19 protein-coding genes are annotated in these 18,166 nt (G+C 65.9%); 14 read left to right on the top strand and 5 right to left on the bottom strand.

Going from position 1 to position 18,166, the window contains the following annotated elements; all coding sequences use genetic code 11:
- The first annotated feature begins 25 nt into the window (after positions 1-25).
- The 5 genes from WQQ_RS20810 to WQQ_RS20830 all read left to right on the top strand — a co-directional run bounded on the left by WQQ_RS20810 (position 26) and on the right by WQQ_RS20830 (position 4,517).
- Positions 26-823: a fumarylacetoacetate hydrolase family protein gene (locus WQQ_RS20810; protein ID WP_007187234.1), complete on the top strand. Its 798-nt coding sequence runs from the start codon at positions 26-28 to the stop codon at positions 821-823.
- 21 nt (positions 824-844) lie between these two features.
- On the top strand, positions 845-1,750 hold the full coding sequence (locus WQQ_RS20815; RefSeq protein WP_007187235.1) for an acetaldehyde dehydrogenase (acetylating): 906 nt from the start codon (positions 845-847) through the stop codon (positions 1,748-1,750).
- Positions 1,751-1,884: 134 nt separating this feature from the next.
- Positions 1,885-2,928 (top strand): 4-hydroxy-2-oxovalerate aldolase, encoded by a 1,044-nt coding sequence (dmpG, locus tag WQQ_RS20820; protein ID WP_007187236.1) that lies wholly within the window; start codon positions 1,885-1,887, stop codon positions 2,926-2,928.
- A 131-nt stretch (positions 2,929-3,059) separates the two neighbouring features.
- Positions 3,060-4,064, top strand: coding sequence for a Rieske 2Fe-2S domain-containing protein (locus tag WQQ_RS20825; protein ID WP_007187237.1), 1,005 nt, complete (start codon positions 3,060-3,062; stop codon positions 4,062-4,064).
- Between the two features lie 126 nt (positions 4,065-4,190).
- On the top strand, positions 4,191-4,517 hold the full coding sequence (locus WQQ_RS20830; RefSeq protein ID WP_007187238.1) for a 2Fe-2S iron-sulfur cluster-binding protein: 327 nt from the start codon (positions 4,191-4,193) through the stop codon (positions 4,515-4,517).
- A 29-nt stretch (positions 4,518-4,546) separates the two neighbouring features.
- On the opposite strand, the gene WQQ_RS20835 is transcribed toward WQQ_RS20830, so the two are convergent.
- From WQQ_RS20835 to WQQ_RS20845, 3 genes are read right to left on the bottom strand one after another with little or no spacing between them, the layout of a single operon-like run.
- A complete protein-coding gene (locus tag WQQ_RS20835) occupies positions 4,547-5,344 on the bottom strand; it encodes a sulfite exporter TauE/SafE family protein (RefSeq protein ID WP_007187239.1) in 798 nt (265 codons plus the stop codon).
- 2 nt (positions 5,345-5,346) lie between these two features.
- On the bottom strand, positions 5,347-7,020 hold the full coding sequence (locus tag WQQ_RS20840) for a bifunctional protein tyrosine phosphatase family protein/NAD(P)/FAD-dependent oxidoreductase (RefSeq protein ID WP_007187240.1): 1,674 nt from the start codon (positions 7,018-7,020) through the stop codon (positions 5,347-5,349).
- A 22-nt stretch (positions 7,021-7,042) separates the two neighbouring features.
- Positions 7,043-7,927, bottom strand: a complete 885-nt coding sequence (locus WQQ_RS20845) for an MBL fold metallo-hydrolase (RefSeq protein WP_007187241.1) — start codon at positions 7,925-7,927, stop codon at positions 7,043-7,045.
- A 242-nt stretch (positions 7,928-8,169) separates the two neighbouring features.
- On the opposite strand from WQQ_RS20845, the gene WQQ_RS20850 reads away from it, so the two are divergent.
- The 6 genes from WQQ_RS20850 (at position 8,170) to WQQ_RS20875 (ending at position 13,114) form a co-directional block, all read left to right on the top strand.
- Complete coding sequence (locus tag WQQ_RS20850; protein WP_040455264.1) at positions 8,170-9,474, top strand: sigma-54 interaction domain-containing protein; 1,305 nt, start codon at positions 8,170-8,172, stop codon at positions 9,472-9,474.
- Positions 9,475-9,778: 304 nt separating this feature from the next.
- Positions 9,779-9,997, top strand: coding sequence for a cytochrome oxidase putative small subunit CydP (cydP, locus tag WQQ_RS20855; protein WP_040455265.1), 219 nt, complete (start codon positions 9,779-9,781; stop codon positions 9,995-9,997).
- The gene (locus tag WQQ_RS20860) at positions 9,987-11,552 is read left to right on the top strand and encodes a cytochrome ubiquinol oxidase subunit I (protein WP_007187245.1); all 1,566 of its coding nucleotides are present in this window, start codon (positions 9,987-9,989) and stop codon (positions 11,550-11,552) included. Before cydP ends, WQQ_RS20860 begins: the two co-directional genes overlap by 11 nt.
- Positions 11,553-11,562: 10 nt before the next feature.
- Complete coding sequence (gene cydB, locus WQQ_RS20865; protein ID WP_007187246.1) at positions 11,563-12,699, top strand: cytochrome d ubiquinol oxidase subunit II; 1,137 nt, start codon at positions 11,563-11,565, stop codon at positions 12,697-12,699.
- A 17-nt stretch (positions 12,700-12,716) separates the two neighbouring features.
- Positions 12,717-12,836: a cytochrome bd-I oxidase subunit CydX gene (gene cydX, locus WQQ_RS23965; protein ID WP_007187247.1), complete on the top strand. Its 120-nt coding sequence runs from the start codon at positions 12,717-12,719 to the stop codon at positions 12,834-12,836.
- Positions 12,833-13,114, top strand: coding sequence for a cyd operon YbgE family protein (locus tag WQQ_RS20875; RefSeq protein WP_007187248.1), 282 nt, complete (start codon positions 12,833-12,835; stop codon positions 13,112-13,114). Before cydX ends, WQQ_RS20875 begins: the two co-directional genes overlap by 4 nt.
- A gap of 25 nt (positions 13,115-13,139) precedes the next feature.
- Here WQQ_RS20875 and WQQ_RS20880 read toward each other — a convergent pair whose 3' ends face one another.
- Together WQQ_RS20880 and WQQ_RS20885 are read right to left on the bottom strand one after the other, a co-directional pair.
- On the bottom strand, positions 13,140-14,291 hold the full coding sequence (locus WQQ_RS20880) for an acyl-CoA dehydrogenase family protein (RefSeq protein ID WP_007187249.1): 1,152 nt from the start codon (positions 14,289-14,291) through the stop codon (positions 13,140-13,142).
- A gap of 12 nt (positions 14,292-14,303) precedes the next feature.
- A complete protein-coding gene (locus tag WQQ_RS20885) occupies positions 14,304-14,816 on the bottom strand; it encodes a nuclear transport factor 2 family protein (RefSeq protein WP_007187250.1) in 513 nt (170 codons plus the stop codon).
- A 135-nt stretch (positions 14,817-14,951) separates the two neighbouring features.
- Here WQQ_RS20885 and WQQ_RS20890 point away from each other — a divergent pair, with 135 nt between their 5' ends.
- Genes WQQ_RS20890 through WQQ_RS20900 form a run of 3 tightly spaced genes read left to right on the top strand, consistent with a single transcriptional unit; the run spans position 14,952 to position 18,031 of the window.
- Positions 14,952-16,058 carry a DUF1214 domain-containing protein gene (locus WQQ_RS20890; protein WP_007187251.1) on the top strand — a complete coding sequence of 369 codons (1,107 nt, stop codon included), beginning with the start codon at positions 14,952-14,954 and terminating at the stop codon, positions 16,056-16,058.
- Complete coding sequence (locus WQQ_RS20895; protein ID WP_007187252.1) at positions 16,055-17,227, top strand: sulfotransferase family protein; 1,173 nt, start codon at positions 16,055-16,057, stop codon at positions 17,225-17,227. Before WQQ_RS20890 ends, WQQ_RS20895 begins: the two co-directional genes overlap by 4 nt.
- A gap of 12 nt (positions 17,228-17,239) precedes the next feature.
- Positions 17,240-18,031 carry an SDR family oxidoreductase gene (locus WQQ_RS20900; protein WP_007187253.1) on the top strand — a complete coding sequence of 264 codons (792 nt, stop codon included), beginning with the start codon at positions 17,240-17,242 and terminating at the stop codon, positions 18,029-18,031.
- Positions 18,032-18,166 lie beyond the last annotated feature (135 nt).

Here is an 18,166-nt window from a genome sequence, read left to right on the forward strand (position 1 = left end):
GCATGCGCATCGTGGAGACGCGCGCATGGCGCTGAGCACCGAACGCCAGCGCGAACTCGGCGACGAGCTGTTCGACGCCCTGCGCTCACGCCGCACGCTGGCGCCCCTGAGCGGGCGCGTCGACGGCATCGACATCGATGACGCCTATCGCATCTCGCTGCACTTTCTCGACCGGCGCATCGCCTCGGGCGAGCGCGTGATCGGCAAGAAGATCGGCGTCACCAGCAAGCCCGTGCAGGACATGCTCGGCGTGCACCAGCCCGACTTCGGCTTCCTGCTCGATGTCATGCAGGTCGAGGACGGCAGCACCGTGAGCCTGTCCAAGGCCAGGCTGATCCAGCCACGCGCCGAAGGCGAGATCGCCTTCGTGCTGTCGCGCGACCTGCAAGGCCCCGGCGTGACCGAGGCCGACGTGATCGCCGCCACCGATTACGTCTGCGCCTGCTTCGAGATCGTCGATTCGCGCATTCGCGATTGGAAGATCCGCATCGAGGACACCGTGGCCGACAACGCGAGCTGCGGCGTGTTCGTGCTCGGTCACGATCGTGTCTCGCCGCGCTCGCTCGATCTGGCCGCGGTGACGATGCAGATCCAGAAGAACGGCGAGCACGCCGCGTCGGGCATCGGCTCGGCCGTGCAAGGTCATCCGGCGGCCGCCGTCGCCTGGCTTGCGAACACGCTGGGCCGCTACGGCATTCCGTTCAAGGCCGGCGAAATCATCCTGTCGGGCTCGCTCGCTCCGCTGCTGCCCGCTTCGGCCGGCGATCGCTTCGACATGCAGTTGCAAGGCATCGGCTCGGCTTCGATCACGTTCACGGAATAAAAGCTTTCATCGAGACGCTCAATGCAAAAGATCAAATGCGCGATCATCGGCCCCGGCAACATCGGTACCGATCTGTTCTACAAGCTGCGCCGCTCGCCCGTACTCGAACCGGTGTGGATGGTCGGCGTCGATCCGGCCTCCGAAGGCCTTGCGCGCGCACGCGAGCTCGGCATCAAGACCACCGATCAAGGCGTCGATGGCCTGCTGCCGCATGTCGCCGCCGACGGCGTGCAGATCGCATTCGATGCGACCAGCGCCTACGTGCACAAGGACCACTCGGACAAGCTCACGCGCCTGGGCGTGATGATGATCGACCTGACGCCGGCCGCCATCGGCCCGTACTGCGTACCGCCGGTGAACCTCGCGCAGAACACCGAACGCCGGGCGATGAACGTCAACATGGTGACCTGCGGCGGCCAAGCGACGATCCCGATGGTCTATGCGGTCTCGCGCGTGCAGAAGGTGCGCTATGCCGAGATCGTGGCGACCGTCGCATCGAAGTCGGTCGGTCCCGGCACGCGCCGCAACATCGATGAATTCACCCGCACCACCGCAGGCGCGGTGGCCCAGGTCGGCGGCGCCGACGAGGGCAAGGCGATCATCGTGATCAACCCGGCCGAGCCGCCGCTGATCATGCGCGACACCATTCACTGCCTGACCACCGAAGCCCCGCGCGAACGCGAGATCGAGGCATCGGTGCATGCGATGGTCGCCGAAGTGCAGCAGTACGTGCCGGGCTACCGGCTCAAGAACGGGCCGGTGTTCGACGGCAACCGGGTCACCACCTACATCGAGGTCGAAGGCCTCGGCGACTACCTGCCCAAGTACGCGGGCAATCTCGACATCATGACCGCCAGCGCGACGCGCACGGCCGAGATGATCGCCAGGGAAATCCAGGCCGGGCGCTTCAAGCTCGAAGCGGCCTGAAGTCATTTTTCCCTCTCCGTTCGGGAGAGGGACCGAGGGTGAGGGACCGTGCGTCATGAACGAGCCCGGTTTTCACCATGAGGCCTTCACCCCTATGCCGCAGATGCTGCAATCCTGAAATTCGGAGCAACCCGATGAGCACCCTCACAGGCACTCGCGTCACCACGCACGACATGTCGCTGCGCGATGGCATGCATCCCAAGCGCCACCAGATCAGCATCGAGCAGATGAAGGCGATCGCCCAGGGACTCGATGCGGCGGGCGTTCCGCTGATCGAAGTCACGCACGGCGACGGGCTCGGCGGCGCCTCGGTCAACTACGGCTTTCCGGCCGCGAGCGACGAGGAATACCTGCGCGCGGTGGTTCCGCTGATGAAGCGCGCGAAGGTTTCGGCGCTGCTGTTGCCGGGCATCGGCACCGTCGATCATCTGCGCATGGCGGCCGACTGCGGCGTGACCACGATCCGCGTCGCCACCCATTGCACCGAGGCCGACGTCAGCGAGCAGCACATCAATCTCGGCCGCAAGATGGGCCTCGATACCGTGGGCTTTCTGATGATGGCGCACATGATCGAGCCGCAGCAGTTGCTCGAACAGGCCAGGCTCATGGAGAGCTATGGCGCCAACTGCCTCTACGTGACCGACAGCGCGGGCTACATGCTGCCCGAGGACGTCAAGGCCCGCATCGGCCTGCTGCGCGACCAGCTGCTGCCGCAGACCGAGATCGGCTTTCACGGCCATCACAACCTGTCGATGGGCGTGGCCAATTCGATCGCCGCGGTCGAAGCCGGCGCACGGCGCATCGACTGCGCCTGCGGCGGCATGGGCGCCGGCGCCGGCAATACGCCGATGGAAGTCTTCGTCGCGGTCTGCAACCGCATGGGTATCGAAACCGGCGTCGACCTGTTCAAGGTCAGCGACGTCGCCGAAGACCTCGTCACGCCGATCCTGGATTTTCCGGTCCGCATCGACCGCAACTCGCTCACGCTCGGCTATGCGGGCGTGTACTCGAGCTTCCTGCTGTTCGCGCGCAGGGCCGAGCAGAAATACGGGGTTTCGGCGCGCGAGATCCTGCTCGAGCTCGGACGCCGCAAGATGGTCGGCGGACAGGAAGACATGATCGAGGACACCGCGATCACGATGGCGCGCGAGCGCGGCATCAAACCGAAGGCCGCTTGAGTCCATTCATCCTCTGAATGGACTAAGACGCGCTCGCCGCCAGCCACCACACTAGCTCGCACAAGCCTACGAAACGCCGGCCCCGCCGACAGACCCACGCGTGAAGATCGCCGCAGGAGGAGAAGACAACAATGGGTGAGATGAACCTCAAGATGCTGCTGGAATCGCAATCCCTGGAACGCTGCCCGTTCCCGATTCCGACCGGTTGGTTCTTCGTCGATTTCTCCGATCAGCTCAAGACCGGCGAGATTCGCAACGTCGAAATGCTCGGCCAGGAATGGGTGCTGTTCCGCAGCGAGAGCGGCCAGGTCGGCATGACCGATCCTTACTGCCCGCATCTGGGCGCGCATCTGGGCCACGGTGGCAAGGTCGTCGGCGAAAACATCCGCTGCCCGTTCCATCACTGGGAATACAACACCGAGGGTTGGTGCAAGGCGATTCCCTACGGCAAGGTCGCGCCGCCGATCATCAAGAAGCAGGCGATCCTGCGCACGCTGCCGGCGGTCGAGAAGTACGGCATGATCTGGGTCTGGTTTCACCCGAAGTGCGAGGCGCCGAGCTGGCAGCTTCCGCACATTCCGGAAATGGAAGACGAAGGCTATACGGGCGACCGCCGCGGCAGCTGGCCGGTGCACACGGCGATCCAGGAAGTGGCCGAAAACGGTGTCGACTTCGCTCACCTGAAGTTCCTGCACGGCGCGGCCGGCATTCCGCCGGCGGTCGTCAACTTCAAGGATCACGTCATCGAGATCGACATGGCCGGCGGCTACATCGTCGGCAAGGGTTACGGCCCGGGACTCAACGTCTTCCACTTCACCCAGGAAGGCGTCAGCGCGACGATGATCTCGTACACGCAGCCGATCACGCTCGAACGTTCGCAGATGAACATGAGCTTCCGCCACAAGGATTACGGCGCCGGCACGCGCGAGGCGGCCATCGCCAAGAAGCTCGTCGATCACATGATCGGCGCGGCCGACGGCGAAGAGAGCGCCGGCTTCGAGAGCGTGGACTTCATCGTCTGGAACAACAAGAAGTATCGCCCCAACCCGCTGCTCTGCGACGGCGACGGCCCGATCCTGCAGTACCGCAAGTGGTTCAAGCAGTTCTACGCGGACGGCGATCTGTCGAAGATCTGATCCTCATCTAATTGCAAGTTTGCAGTGCTGCGCCCGTATCGCGAGTTTGCTCCTCCAGCGATACGGGCGCTTCCTTTATCAGCCCCGCTTCCCAGTCATTCACCCACCCGCCGGAGTTTTTTGCGCATGCCCGAAGTCCGCGTCAAAGGCCGTGACGGCACCGAACAGGTTCTCGATGCCGCCGAAGGCACGCAGCTCATGGAAACCTTGCGCGATTCGGGCCTGGGCGTCGATGGAACCTGCGGCGGCGCGTGTTCCTGCGGCACCTGCCACGTCTACGTGAGTGCGGAGTGGAGCGCTCGTCTGCCGGCGAAGAGCGAGGACGAGGCGATGATGCTCGAAGCGCTCGCGGAGTATGTGCCGCTGCGCGAAGGATCGAGGCTGTCCTGCCAGATCCGGCTCGAGCGCGAGGTTTCCGGAATCGTGGTGGAGGTTGCGCCCGCGGTGGAATAGCGGCCGGCGGCACGCGTCGACAGGCTCGTTCAGACGATCCTGATGACGATGACAGCGGCCGCGACCAGGCTGATGGCCCCGAAAGACCGCTTCAGCGCGACCACCGAAAGCAGCCCCGCCAGACGGCTGCCGACGATCATTCCGGCAAGCGAGCCGAGCGCGAACGGAACCGCGACCGGCCACAGCATCGACCCCGCGCCCACCGCCACGGCGACGCTCCCGGCGGACACCAATGCGATGACGCCCAGCGAGGTGCCCACCACGCTGGCCTGGTCCAGGTTCGTGTAGCGCGCCAGCGACGGTACGATCACGAATCCGCCCCCGACTCCGAGCGCTCCGCTCAGCACGCCCGAAAGTCCGCCGGTCATCATCAGGGCACGAGCGCAGGGTGCGGTCCAGTGCAGCCGCCCCTGGTCCGGGTCGATCACGCAAGGCAGTTTCTGATCGGGCGGAATCCGCGACGAGACGCGGGCGTCCCTCATCATCCGGATCGCCACGTAAGTCAGGACCAGCGCGAAGAGGACCGTCATCGGCGCCGTGGGGATGCGGTGTGCGATCCAGGCGCCCAGCGGGGCCGTGCAGATGCCGACCACACCGATCAGCCCCGCCGCCCGGTATCGCAGTCTGTTTTCGCGCAGGGCGATGGCGCCGCCCAGCGCCGCCGAGATCCCCACCGCCAGCAGCGCGATCGGCGCGGCCTGCACCACCGTCAGGTGCAGCGCCAGCATCAGCAGCGGCATGGCCAGGATGCCGCCACCGGCCCCCGTCAAGGCGAGCGCCAGACCGATCAGGGCGCCCAACACGGCCGTCAGCAAGGAGTTGTCCACCGCTATCCGACCAGTTCGGGCTGGGCCAGCCACTCACGGCCCTTGAGCATGCCCTGCCAGTACAAGGGCGGCAGGATGCGCTCCTTGAGCAGCCAGGCGAGCCGCGAAGGCTTGCGACCGTCGATCACAAAGCGCGGGAAGCTCGGCTTGAGCTGGCCACCGTAGGCGAACTCGGCGAGCACGATCTTGCCTCGCTCGACGGTCAGGGGACAGGAGCCGTAGCCGTCGTACCGCGCGCTCAGCGGCTCGTCGCGCAAGGCCGCGACGACGTTGTGGGCCACCACCGGCGCCTGCTTGCGGGCGGCGGCGGCGGTCTTGGCGTTGCTGGTGTTGCCGGCATCGCCGAGTCCGAACACGTTGGCGAACCGCCGGTGCCGCAGCGTCCCCGGATCGAGATCCACCCATCCCGCCGCATCGGCCAGCGGGCTCGCCTTGATGAAATCCGGCGCGCACTGCGGCGGCACCGCATGCAGCAGGTCGAACGAGCGTTGGACCGTTTCGCGTTCGCCGCCAGGCAACAGCCTGCTGAAGCTGGCGATGCGATTGGGCCCGTCCACCGCCGTGAGCGTGTGCCCGAAGTTCAGCTGCACCTGGTAGCGGTGCACGTACTCCATCAGCGCGGGCACGTAGTCCGCCACACCGAACAGCACCGCGCCAGCGTTGTAGAACTCGGTGGCGATCTGCCCCTGCAGTCCGGCGCGGCGCCAGTGATCGCAGGAGAGATAGAGCGCCTTTTGCGGTGCGCCCGCGCATTTGATCGGCATCGGCGGCTGGGTGAACAGGGCACGCCCGCGGCGCAGCTGTCGCACCTGCTGCCAGGTGCAGGGCGCGAGGTCGTAGCGGTAATTCGAAACGACCCCGTTCCTGCCGAGCGTTTCGGCGAGCCCGGGAATCGCCGCCCAGTCGAGTTTCAGCCCCGGGCAGACGATCAGCATGCGATAGCGCACCACGCGGCCGCCTTCCAGCATCACCGCGTCCTGCTCGGGTTCGAACCCGGCGACGGCCGCCTTGATCCAGTGCACGCCCTTGGGAATCAATCCGGCCATTTTGCGCACGGTCTTTTCGGGCTCGAAGACGCCCGCTCCGACCAGCGTCCAGCCGGGCTGGTAGTAATGCGCCTCGGCCGGATCGACGATGGCGATATCGAGCCCGGGCGCGCGCGCCAGCAGGCTCGCGGCGGCGGCGATACCCGCAGCCCCCCCGCCGATGATCACCACCGCGTGCTCGGCGTCGGTGCGCTCGCCGACGAGGCCCGGCACGCTCCAAGCCATCAGGCGCGGCATCAGCGCGGACAGCTCGTAACCGGCCCGCCGGGCGGTGTCGATGAGTTCCGCCGCGGGCGTGGCGAGTTTCGATGACAAAGCCCATAGCGTGGCGGAGCGCATTCCGCTGCGGCAATACGCCAGTGCCGGCGCCGGGGCCTTCGCGAGCAGTTCGCCGAAAGCCTGCGCGTCGGCATCGGAAACCTGGCCCGATACGATCGGCAGATAGTGAAACTGCAGGCCCTGCGCCGACGCGGCGGCCGCCATCTCCTCGTGTGTCGGCTGATCGGCCCCCTCGCCGTCCGGCCGGTTGCAGATCAGAGACTTGAATCCTTGCGCGGCAACGGCCCCGACCTCGGCCAGGCCGACCTGCGGGCAGACCGACAAGGTGGAAGTCAGTCGAGCGATCTTCATGGAAGCTCCGGGTCCTGTGGCATCAAAAGGCGTTGAGCGGAATCTTCAGGTAGCTCACCCCGTTGTCCTCGGGCTCGGGCAACTCGCCGGCGCGCATGTTGATCTGCACCGACGGCAGGATCAGCGTGGGCATTTCGAGCTGCGCATCGCGCGCGGTCCGCATCGCCACGAAGGCGTCTTCATTGATGCCGTCCTTCACGTGGATGTTGTGCGCGCGCTCCTCGGCGACGGTGGTCTCGTAGCGCAGCTCCCGTCCGTTGGGCCGGTAGTCGTGGCACATGTAGAGGCGGGTTTCGGCCGGCAGGCTCAGCACCTTGTTGATCGACCGATACAGCGTGCGCGCGTCACCGCCCGGAAAGTCGCAGCGGGCGGTGCCGTAGTCGGGCATGAACAGCGTGTCGCCGACGAAGGCGACCGTTTCAGCGCCGTCGCCGATCACGTAGGTCAGGCAGGCCGGCGTATGTCCGGGCGTATGCAGCACCCGCGCCTGCAACGAACCGATGGCGAACGCGTCGCCGTCATGGAACAGCTGATCGAACTGCCGGCCATCGCGGGCGAATCGCGCGTCGGCGTTGAAGATCTTGCCGAACATGTCCTGCACGGCGCGAATCCGGTCGCCGATGGCGATCCGTCCGCCGAGCCGTTCCTTCAGGTAGTGGGCGCCCGAAAGATGATCGGCGTGGACATGGGTTTCGAGATGCCATTGCACGGTGGCATTCAGTTCGGCGACGCGCCGGATCAGCCCATCGGCCGAACCGGTGCTGATGCGGCCGGATTTGGGGTCGTAGTCGAGCACGCTGTCGACGATCGCGCATTGGCGGGTGCTGCGATCGAGGACGGTGTAGCTGATGGTCGACGTGGCCGGATCGAAATGCCCTTCGACGACGAGCTGGCTGGTGGTGCGCATCCCGCGCCCTCTTGGTAAGCCGCCGGAAATGGCGACGCCTTGCCGTCTCACGCAACATGCCAGCACAGCTGTATTCGCAAGTCCTTGTTTCACAAGCGCGTATACCTTTCGCGCAGGCGCAGCCCGGAGCGTTGGCAGTCAGTTCGGCGGCAGCGATGACAGCCAGTGGCAGTCGTTTGGCAGTTCCGTAAGGCAGTGCTAGGCTCGGCCCGCCAACCGGCCCGTCGCCGAGGATCCCGATCATGTCGACCGCAGAAAACTCGGTTAAGGCCCTGATCTCTTACCTGGAGCACGAGCCCACGCCGATGATCGTGCTCGACATCGACTACAACATCCTCGCCTCCAACACCGCCTACCAGCGGCAGTTCGCCACTCCTCGCCAGCAGATCAGCGGACGCAAATGCTTCCGCGTTTCCCATCAGTACAGCGTGCCCTGCGACCAGGCGGGCGAGCGCTGTCCGATGAAGCGTGCGGCCGAAACGCGCCTGCCCGAGCGCGTCCTGCACATCCACCACACGCCCAGGGGCCCGGAACACGTCGATGTCGAACTGCGGCCGATTCTCGACGAAGCGGGTTCGGTGATCGCCTACGTCGAGCGGCTCACGAGCGTGGCAGGCGCCTCGGCGCAGCCGCGCGAAGCCGGGCTGGTCGGGCGCGCGCCCTCGTTCAACGCCGCGCTCTCGGCACTCCAGCGCGCCGCGCCTTCGCGGATCCCGGTCTTGCTGCAGGGCGAGTCCGGCACCGGCAAGGAGCTGTTCGCGCGTGCACTGCACGAAGCCAGTCCGCGCACGCGCGGGCCGCTGGTGGTGGTGGACTGCACCGGACTTTCGGAATCGCTTTTCGAGAGCGAACTGTTCGGCCACGAACGCGGCGCTTTCACCGGCGCTCTGCAACGCAAGATCGGGCTGGCCGAAGCTGCGCATGGGGGCACGCTGTTTCTCGACGAGATCGGCGATGTTCCGCTCAACATGCAGGTGAAGCTGCTGCGCCTGATCGAATCGGGAACCTTTCGCCGCGTTGGCGGAATCGAAACCCTGCGCGCCGATTTCCGCCTGGTAGCGGCCACTCACAAGCCACTCAAGCAGATGGTCGAAGCCGGCAGCTTCCGGCAGGATCTCTACTACCGCATCAACGCCTTTCCGGTTCACCTGCCGTCGTTGCGAGAGCGCGCAGAAGACATTCCGCTGCTGGCGGAGAGCCTGCTCCGGCGCATGGCCGATATCACTCCGCTGCGCCTCGACGACGATGCAGCCGAGGCGCTGCGGCGCTACCCGTTTCCGGGCAACGTGCGCGAATTGCGCAACGTCCTGGAACGCGCCCGCCTGTTCGCGGACGACGGCGTCATCCGCATCCGCGATCTTCCCGCCGAGGTGGTCGGCGGCGAGCCGGTGGCCTTGCTTTCCGCCGGCACTCGGCGGAGCAAGGAAAAAGCGCGGCTCACGCATGCACTCGCCGTATTCGAAGGCACCCGTGCGGAGCTCGCGCATCACCTCGGCCTGAGCGAACGCACGCTCTATCGCAGGCTCAAGCGCTACGAACTGGAGTAGCGCGACTCGCTGCCATCGCACTGCCACGCCAGGCGTGCGGCAGCGATCGTGGCAGCCAATCTGGCGGCCTGGCGTTTCGATGGTGAGCTAAGACCTTGATTGCTCGAGGTGCATCGGGCCGGGCGCGGCTGGCACGGGCATTGATTCAATCGGTCGTGCGCGCCGCAAGAGCGTGTTCCAGGGAGATCGAGATGAGTGTCGCCGCGACCCACCGCGATGGCCGGACCGGATTGATGCGGATCAAGGACGCCGGACAGCAGCGGCGTCACCATCGGCCCCGCAAGATCCCCACTCCGTGACGCGGATGAAACAGCGCGGCGCATCAGTCTCGAATCATCATCGGCAGCTGCGGAAGGAAATCGCATTGATCCTGGCGGTCAAGCTGCTGGCGATCGTCGTGCTGTGGCAGCTGTTCGTCAGTCACCGGCAAGTCGACGTCGATAGCGCCGCCGCCGGCAGCAGTGTCTTGGGCGAGATCTCGCCCGCAACGTCCCTCTCAACTGGATCCCCACATGATCAGTGAGCAACTCGTCGATCTCTCGCGCCTGCAGTTCGCCGCCACCGCCATGTACCACTTCCTGTTCGTGCCGCTGACGCTCGGCATGGTCTGGCTGCTGGTCATCATGGAATCGGTCTACGTGATGACGGGCAAGCTCGTCTACAAGGACATGACGCGCTTCTGGGGCAAGCTGTTCGGCATCAACTTCGCGCTCGGTGTCACCACCGGCATCACGCTCGAGTTCCAGTTCGGAACCAACTGGGCGTACTACTCGCACTACGTCGGCGACATCTTCGGTGCGCCGCTGGCGATCGAAGGGCTGATGGCCTTCTTCCTGGAGTCGACCTTCATCGGCCTGTTCTTCTTCGGCTGGGATCGACTGTCGAAGCCGCAGCATCTGCTCGTCACGATCCTGATGGCGATCGGAACGAATCTGTCGGCCCTGTGGATCCTGATCGCCAACGGATGGATGCAGAACCCGGTCGGCGCCGAGTTCAACTACGAAACCATGCGCATGGAGCTGACCGATTTCTGGTCGGTGATCTTCAATCCGGTGGCTCAGGCCAAGTTCGTCCACACCGTCTCGGCCGGTTACGTCACCGGCGCGATGTTCGTGCTGTCGATCTCGGCCTGGTATCTGCTCAAGGGTCGCGACGTCGAGTTCGCCAAGCGCAGCTTCCGCATCGCCGCGGCCTTCGGCCTGGCCTCGGTGTGCTCGGTCATCGTGCTCGGTGACGAGTCCGGCTACACCGTCGGCGAATCCCAGCAAACCAAGATGGCGGCGATCGAGTCGATGTGGGAAACCGAAAAGGCACCCGCCTCGTTCAGCCTGGTGGCCTGGCCCAACGAAGCCGAGCAGAAGAACGATTGGGCCATCGAGATTCCGTGGGTCATGGGGCTGATCGGCACGCGCTCGGTGAGCAAGCCGATTCCGGGCATCATCGAGATCAAGGCAAAGAATCGCGAACGCATCGTCTCGGGTATCGAGGCCGCCAAGGCGCTGGGCAAGCTGCGGGCGAATCGCAGCGATGCCGAAGCCAGAGCGGTGTTCGAGCGCCACAAGGCCGACCTCGGATTCGGCCTGCTGCTGCGCAAGTACGTCACCGACTTCGGACAGGTGACGCCGCAGATGATCGAGCGCGCCGTCGACGACACGATTCCGCGCGTCACGCCGATGTTCTGGGGCTTTCGCGCGATGGTCGGCATCGGCTTCCTGATGCTGGCCCTGTTCGCGCTGGCCGCGCTGTCGACGCTGCGCACGCGATCCGAGACACGGCGCTGGCTGCTCAAGTGGGCGCTGTGGTCGCTGCCGCTTCCGTGGATCGCCTGCGAACTCGGCTGGTTCGTCGCGGAGTACGGGCGACAGCCCTGGACGATCTATGGCGTGCTGCCAACCCATCTGTCGGTGTCCACGCTCAGCGTCTCCAACCTCTACGGATCGCTGGCCGGATTCGTCGGCTTCTACACGGCGCTGCTGATCGTCGAGCTCTATCTCATGCAGCGCTTCGCGCGGCTCGGCCCCGGCAGCCTCGGCACCGGCCGCTACGCCAACGAGCCCATCCACGCTGCCGCGCACTGAGGATCACGCCATGTTCGACTACGAAACCTTGAAGCTCATCTGGTGGTTGCTGATCGGCGTGCTGCTCATCGGCTTCGCCGTCATGGACGGACACGACATGGGCGTCGGCAGCCTGCTGCCCTTCGTCGGCCGCAGCGACGTCGAGCGCCGCGTCGTCATCAACACGGTGGGTCCGCACTGGGACGGCAATCAAGTCTGGTTCATCACCGGCGGCGGCGCGATCTTCGCGGCCTGGCCGCTGGTCTACGCGACCGCATTCTCCGGTTTCTACTGGGCGATGCTCGCGGTGCTCTGGGCCCTGTTCCTGCGTCCGGTGGGCTTCGACTACCGCAGCAAGATCCACGACCCACGCTGGCGATCGGCCTGGGACTGGGGTCTCTTCGTCGGTGGGACGGTCCCGCCGGTGATCTTCGGCGTCGCCTTCGGCAACCTGCTGCTGGGAGTTCCGTTCCACTTCGACGAAAACCTGATCTCGACCTACACCGGCTCGTTCTGGCAGCTGTTGAATCCGTTCTCCGTGCTCTGCGGCGTGGTCAGCAGCTCGATGATCGTCCTGCACGGCGCGATCTATCTCGCGCACCGCACCGAAGACCCGATCGCCAGGCGCGCGCGCCTGGCGGCGTATGGGGCCGCACTGGTGATGCTGCTCGCGTTCAGCGCGGCGGGTCTGTGGCTGCTGCACATCGACGGCTATGCGATCACTTCGGCCGTCGACGGTGCCGCGCTCGCCGATCCGTTGACGAAGTCGGTCGAACGCCGGGCCGGCGCCTGGCTTGCGAACTACCGCGCGATGCCGGCTACGGTGATCGCTCCGGTAGCGGCCTACGTCGGCGCGATCGCCGCTCTTGTGCTGCTGCGCGCCGGTCGCAGCGGGCTGGCCTTCATCCTGTCGAGCGTGATGCTCGCCGGCGTGATCGGGACCGCAGGCGTCTCGATGTTTCCGTTCGTGATGCCGTCCTCATCCGATCCGGGCCACAGCCTGACCGTCTGGGACAGCACCTCGAGTCCGCTCACGCTGGGCATCATGCTGGTCGCGGTTCTGATCTTCATGCCGCTGATCATGTTCTACACGGCCTGGGCCTATCGGGTGATGCGCGGAAAGGTCACCACCGCCGGCATCGAGCGCAATACGCACAGCGCCTACTGACAGGCAAGGAGACACACATGTGGTATCTGACTTGGGTTCTGGGCGTCGGCTTCGCGGTGCTGCTGGCCATTCTCAACGCCATGTGGGGCGAGAACGAACAAAGCCGGCGCGACGCCGAACAGGAGCCGCCCGCGTGAGCCCGCCACCGGCGCAGCCAGGCATGGCCTGGGCTTCGCTCGCGCTCGGCCTGCTGCTGATGTTCGGCATCACCGCCTACCCTCGCGCGCTGGTCGATGCGGCCGGCAAGCCCGACCACCTCGCGGCGACGCTTGCGGCCTGGGCGATGGCGGCCGGCCTCGTTCGCGGCGTCGGCTTCGTCCCGCGCAACGGATTGCTGCGCATCGCGCTGTCAGGCTGGGCCAGCGCGCTCGCCTGTTGCGTCGCGCTGCTGCGCCTGTATCTCGTACGCGGCTGAAGCGCCCGCCCGAACACCGGCCGCCTCAGCCCAGCAAGGCCCGGCCGATCACTTCCTTCATGATTTCATTGGTGCCGCCGTAGATGCGCTGCACGCGCGCATCCGCGAGCATCCGCGTGACCAGGTACTCGTTCATGTAGCCGTAGCCTCCATGCAGCTGCACGCAGTCGTCGATGACCTGCTGCTGCATGTCCGTCACCCAATACTTCGCCATCGAAGCGGTGGCCGTATCGAGCTTGCCGTCGACCACGTCCTGCACGCAGCGGTCGACGAAGGTCCGCGCCACGCGTGTCACCGTGGTGGCTTCGGCGAGCTTGAACTTGGTGTGCTGGAACTCGGCGATGGCCTTGCCGAAGGCCTTGCGCTCGCGCACATAGGCGAGCGTGGCCGCGACCGCGCCTTCCATCGCCGCCACGCCGCAGAGCGCCACGATCGCGCGCTCGTACGGCAAATCGCTCATGAGCTGGGCGAATCCCCTGCCCTCGGTTCCGCCGAGCAGATTCGCCGCCGGAATGCGCACGTCCTCGAAGAACAGCTCGGCCGTGTCCTGCGCCTTCATGCCCATCTTGTCGAGCACGCGGCCGACGCGAAAGCCTTTGAGCCCTTGGGTCTCGACGATCAGGATCGACAGGCCGCGCGAGCCGCTGTCGGTGCGCACGACCAGCGCGAGCAGGCCGGCGAGATAGCCGTTGGTGATGAAGATCTTCGAGCCGTTGACGATGTAGTCGTCGCCGTCACGCACAGCGCGCGTGCGGATGCCCTGCAGGTCGGAGCCGGCGCCCGGCTCGGTCATCGCGATTGCGCCGATCGATTCTCCGCTCGCGAGCTTGGGTATGAACTCGCGCTTCTGCGCCTCGGTGCCGTGATTGAGGATGTAATGCGCGCAGATGCTGTGCACCGCGCTGCCGAAGCCGCTGATGCCGCGGCGCGAGAGCTCTTCGTAGATCACCGCCTCGTGGCGAAAATCACCGCCCGCTCCGCCGTATTCGCCCGGAATGTCGGTGCACAGCAGGCCCATCGCGCCGGCCTTGCGCCAGATCTCGGTGCCGACATGGTTCTGCTTGCGCCAGGCCTCGTCGTGCGGAACCATTTCGGTCTCGACGAATCGCGCGACGTTGTCGCGAAACAGGGCGAGGTCTTCGTCCATCCAGGGTGAGACGTGGTCGAGCAGACTCATCGGTGAAAGCCTTCAGTGCGGCGCCGGAGCGCTGCGCCCGGCGAACAGGGTCTTGAGTGCATCGGCGCCTTGTGCGAGCGCGAGCGTGGAGCTCACCACGAAGCGCGTTTCGGACATCTTCCAGCGGCCATCGAGCTTGGCGTAGCGATCTTCGTAATAGCCGCCGAGCTGCGTGATGCCGCCACTGCTCGTATCGATCAGGAAGTAATGCAGGCTCCAGAGCCCGCTCGCCGCGGCTTCCGACTCGATCGTGATCTGGTGGTTGGCGCCGTGGTGCATCTCGACCATGTGCGGCTGGCAGCCGATGTCGCGGAACAGCTGCACGACCGCATCGGCATTGTCGAAGCTGCCGAGCGCTCCGTAGTCGATCAGCATGCGGCCGTCGACGAAGCAATCGCGCATGCCGTCGGCGTCCTTGCGGTCGCAGCAGAAGAAGTAGCGCGCCTTGAGATGGCGAATGGCCTCGATGTCCTCGAGCCTGCGCAGGCGTGCCTCCAGGTCGTTCCCAATCCCATTGTTCTGCATTCGCCGCTCCGGTCATGCGATAGCGCATGGTGAAGCCGCGACACCGGCGCCGACTCCCCCATTCGAACGATGACGCGGTGCCGCGACGCTCCTAAGTTCGAGCATCGGGCCATCAGTGTCGGGAGCCAGAGCAGCATGTCGGTCGAGAACGATGTGATATCGGGTCGCACTTGGGAGGCCTTCTGCGATGCGCTCAAGCAGGCCGGGCAACAGGTGCTGCGCCCCGAAGCACCCACCGACGCGCTCACGCGCGCCGAAGGCTGGCGCTACCTGACGCGGCTGCTGCGCATCGGGCTCGAAATGCACCTCGAATTCGCCGATCCCGAGGCTCCGGGCTTCTTCGCTCCGTCCCACGAGACCGGCAAGATCGGCGCCGACAACCCGGACAATCTCTACCTGATGGGGCGCCTCGACGGACGCTACGACTATCGCATCAGCGGCAGCCGCGGCGGCGTCGCCTACCTGAGCTTCGGCACGCAGAAAGGCGGCTACGAAACCGACGGCCGCATGGTGCAGACCGGCTTCCTCGATGGAGCCAAGCTCGAACTCGACGAGCAAGGCCGCTTCGAGCTGGTGCTGAGCTGCCAGCCGCAGATCGGCAACTGGCTGCCGATGGAGCCGACCACCAACGCGGTGATCGTGCGCCAGACCTTCATCGACCGGCGCGCCGAAACTGCGGCACAGCTGCGCATCGAACGCATCGGTCGCGATCGGCCGCCGGCTCCGCTGACGCCCGAGCGTCTCGCGGCCGGACTCGAGCGCGCGGCGAAATTCGTCGGCGGAACCGCCAGCATCTTCGCCGACTGGGCGCAGAGCTATCTTGCGCACGCCAACCAGCTGCCACCGGCCGACCAGGCGCTGTGCCAGCGGGCGGGCGGCGACCCGAACATTTTCTACTATCACTCGTACTGGCAGCTCGCAGACGACGAAGCGCTGATCTTTCATCTGCCGCGCATTCCGGATTGCCGCTTCTGGAACCTGCAGATCGACAACTGGTGGATGGAGTCGCTCGACTATCGTTATCACCGCATCTGCCACAACCAGCATTCGGCCAGGCGCAACGCCGACGGCAGCGTCGATCTGGTACTGGCGCATCGTGATCCGGGCCACGCCAACTGGCTCGAAACCGCCGGCCACGATCGAGGCACGATGTGCCTGCGCTGGGTCGGCGCGAAGGAGCACGTGCATCCGCAGACGCGCGTCGTGAAGTTCGCGAACTTGCAGCAGGAGCTGGCCCGATGAGCGATGTGCTGAATGCGGAATCGATGCTCGCCGAGGCGCTCGCGCAGGCGCCGGGCATGAGCGATTTCGGCGACGAGAGTTTTCGCGAAGGCTTGGCGGTGTTGAGCCGCTCGCTCGCCGATGACGCCAGGCTCAGCGAGCTCGGCGCCACGCTGCTGCGACAGAAGATCGTCACCCAGCTCGCCAACCGGCTGCGCATCGAAGACTATTTCGCGCGCCATCCGGAGATCGCGGACGAGGCCATCGCCCCGCCCTTGTTCATCGTCGGCGTTCCGCGCACCGGCACCACCAAGCTGCATCGCCTGCTGTCCTGCGACGAGCGCTTCTGGTGGATGGCGTTCTGGGAGTCGCAGTTCCCGGTTCCGTTTCCGAACGAGAGCCTGGAGAACCCCGAAGCACGCCGTCATCAGGGCGCCGAACTCGTGACGATGATGACGCAGGCCATGCCCAAGCTGCTCGCGATCCATCCGATGGAGAACGAGGCCGCGGACGAAGAAGTGATGCTCATGGAGCATTCGATGCTCTCGGCCTTCAACGCCTACGCCGAAGTGCCGGGCTACATGCGCTGGCTCGATGCGAGCGACCAGGCGCCGGCGTACCGCTACCTGCGGCGCATGCTGCAGTTCCTGCAATGGCAGAAGCGCAAGCGCGGCATCGCCGCGCAGCGCTGGGTGCTCAAGGCGCCGCATCACCTGCTGCGCATGCACCTGCTGCTCGAGGTGTTTCCCGGCGCGCAGGTGATCCTCACGCATCGCGATCCGGTGCAGAGCATTCCGTCGATCGGCAGCTTCGTGCACACGCTGCGCTGCATCTACAGCGAGCAGGCGGATGCGGCGACCGCCGGACGCGAGTGGAGCGAGATCATGCGGCGCGCCCAGCTGCACACCATGCGCGTGCGCGAGCAGGCGCCGCGGCAATTCATCGATGTCGATTTCCGCGACACCGTGAAGCAGCCGATGACGGTCGTCGAAAAGCTCTACGAGTTCATCGGCTGGCCGCTGGGCGATTCCGCACGCTCGGCGATGCAGCGCTGGCTCGCGGCCGACGCGCAAAGCCATCAGGGCGGACACGATTATTCGCCCGCGCAATTCGGGCTCAGCGAGGACGGCATCCGCCGCGACTTCGCCGAATACAGCCGCCGGCATCTGCGGGATCCGCTATCCGACTGAGGAGAGAACAACATGCTGCTACAGAACAAGATCGTGGTGATTTCGGGCATCGGTCCCGGGCTCGGCATCAAGCTCGCGATCGAAGCTGCGCGCGAAGGCGCGCGCGGTGTCGTCGTCGCGGCACGCAGCGACGACAAGCTCGTCGATGCCGAGCGCCGCATCGCCGAACTCGGCACGGGTTGCGAGGTACTGCGCTGCGCCACCGACATCACCGACCGGGCCCAATGCGATCGGCTCGCGGCCGAGGCCACCGAACGCTTCGGGCGCATCGACGCACTCGTCAACAGCGCCTACTTTCATGGCGACATGGACCACGCATCGAGCGCGAACCTCGACAGCTGGCCGGCGGTGCTCGACACCAACCTGCTCGGCACGCTCAAGCTCGTGCAGGCCGTGATCCCGCAGATGAAGCGCCAGCGCGCTGGCGCGATCGTCAACATCAACACGATGGCGGCGCGCGTGGTGCCTCCGCTGGGCGAAGCGGGCTATGCGGCCTCCAAGGGCGCGCTCGCGGTCGCCTCCAAGTTTCTCGCCAAGGAACTCGGCCCCGACGGCATTCGCGTCAACAGCGTGCATATGGGCTGGATGTGGGGCGCGCCGGTCGAGGGCTACATGCGCTGGCAGGCCGAACAGAGCGGCACCACGGTCGATGCGCTCGTCGAGCAGATCGCCTCGCAGATTCCGCTGCGCCGCATTCCGCCCGACGAGGAATGCGCCCGCGCGGCGCTGTTCATGGTGTCGGATTACGCGAGCGTGGTGACGGGTGCGACGCTCGATGTGAACGGCGGGCACTACATGCCGTGAGTATCGTGGAGGGAGAACGACCCTGGAGCACTGCCAGACGCGCATAGCCTCCGACCTTCCCCTCTCCCGGTTCTTCGAACCACCCTCTCCCGCCAGCGGGAGAGGGGACCGACACGCAGTTCTCAGCGATAAGCC

Source organism: Hydrocarboniphaga effusa AP103, from assembly GCF_000271305.1.
GTDB lineage: Bacteria > Pseudomonadota > Gammaproteobacteria > Nevskiales > Nevskiaceae > Hydrocarboniphaga > Hydrocarboniphaga effusa.

What these genes read in the sequence shown, in the direction of transcription:
- WQQ_RS20810 (WP_007187234.1), top strand. Translation starts at nt 26, where the DNA reads ATGGCGCTGAGCACCGAACGCCAGCGCGAACTCGGCGACGAGCTGTTC.
- WQQ_RS20815 (WP_007187235.1), top strand. Translation starts at nt 845, where the DNA reads ATGCAAAAGATCAAATGCGCGATCATCGGCCCCGGCAACATCGGTACC.
- dmpG (WP_007187236.1), top strand. Translation starts at nt 1,885, where the DNA reads ATGAGCACCCTCACAGGCACTCGCGTCACCACGCACGACATGTCGCTG.
- WQQ_RS20825 (WP_007187237.1), top strand. Translation starts at nt 3,060, where the DNA reads ATGGGTGAGATGAACCTCAAGATGCTGCTGGAATCGCAATCCCTGGAA.
- WQQ_RS20830 (WP_007187238.1), top strand. Translation starts at nt 4,191, where the DNA reads ATGCCCGAAGTCCGCGTCAAAGGCCGTGACGGCACCGAACAGGTTCTC.
- WQQ_RS20840 (WP_007187240.1), bottom strand. Translation starts at nt 7,020, where the DNA reads ATGAAGATCGCTCGACTGACTTCCACCTTGTCGGTCTGCCCGCAGGTC.
- WQQ_RS20845 (WP_007187241.1), bottom strand. Translation starts at nt 7,927, where the DNA reads ATGCGCACCACCAGCCAGCTCGTCGTCGAAGGGCATTTCGATCCGGCC.
- WQQ_RS20850 (WP_040455264.1), top strand. Translation starts at nt 8,170, where the DNA reads ATGTCGACCGCAGAAAACTCGGTTAAGGCCCTGATCTCTTACCTGGAG.
- cydP (WP_040455265.1), top strand. Translation starts at nt 9,779, where the DNA reads ATGAAACAGCGCGGCGCATCAGTCTCGAATCATCATCGGCAGCTGCGG.
- WQQ_RS20860 (WP_007187245.1), top strand. Translation starts at nt 9,987, where the DNA reads ATGATCAGTGAGCAACTCGTCGATCTCTCGCGCCTGCAGTTCGCCGCC.
- cydB (WP_007187246.1), top strand. Translation starts at nt 11,563, where the DNA reads ATGTTCGACTACGAAACCTTGAAGCTCATCTGGTGGTTGCTGATCGGC.
- cydX (WP_007187247.1), top strand. Translation starts at nt 12,717, where the DNA reads ATGTGGTATCTGACTTGGGTTCTGGGCGTCGGCTTCGCGGTGCTGCTG.
- WQQ_RS20880 (WP_007187249.1), bottom strand. Translation starts at nt 14,291, where the DNA reads ATGAGTCTGCTCGACCACGTCTCACCCTGGATGGACGAAGACCTCGCC.
- WQQ_RS20885 (WP_007187250.1), bottom strand. Translation starts at nt 14,816, where the DNA reads ATGCAGAACAATGGGATTGGGAACGACCTGGAGGCACGCCTGCGCAGG.
- WQQ_RS20890 (WP_007187251.1), top strand. Translation starts at nt 14,952, where the DNA reads ATGTCGGTCGAGAACGATGTGATATCGGGTCGCACTTGGGAGGCCTTC.
- WQQ_RS20895 (WP_007187252.1), top strand. Translation starts at nt 16,055, where the DNA reads ATGAGCGATGTGCTGAATGCGGAATCGATGCTCGCCGAGGCGCTCGCG.
- WQQ_RS20900 (WP_007187253.1), top strand. Translation starts at nt 17,240, where the DNA reads ATGCTGCTACAGAACAAGATCGTGGTGATTTCGGGCATCGGTCCCGGG.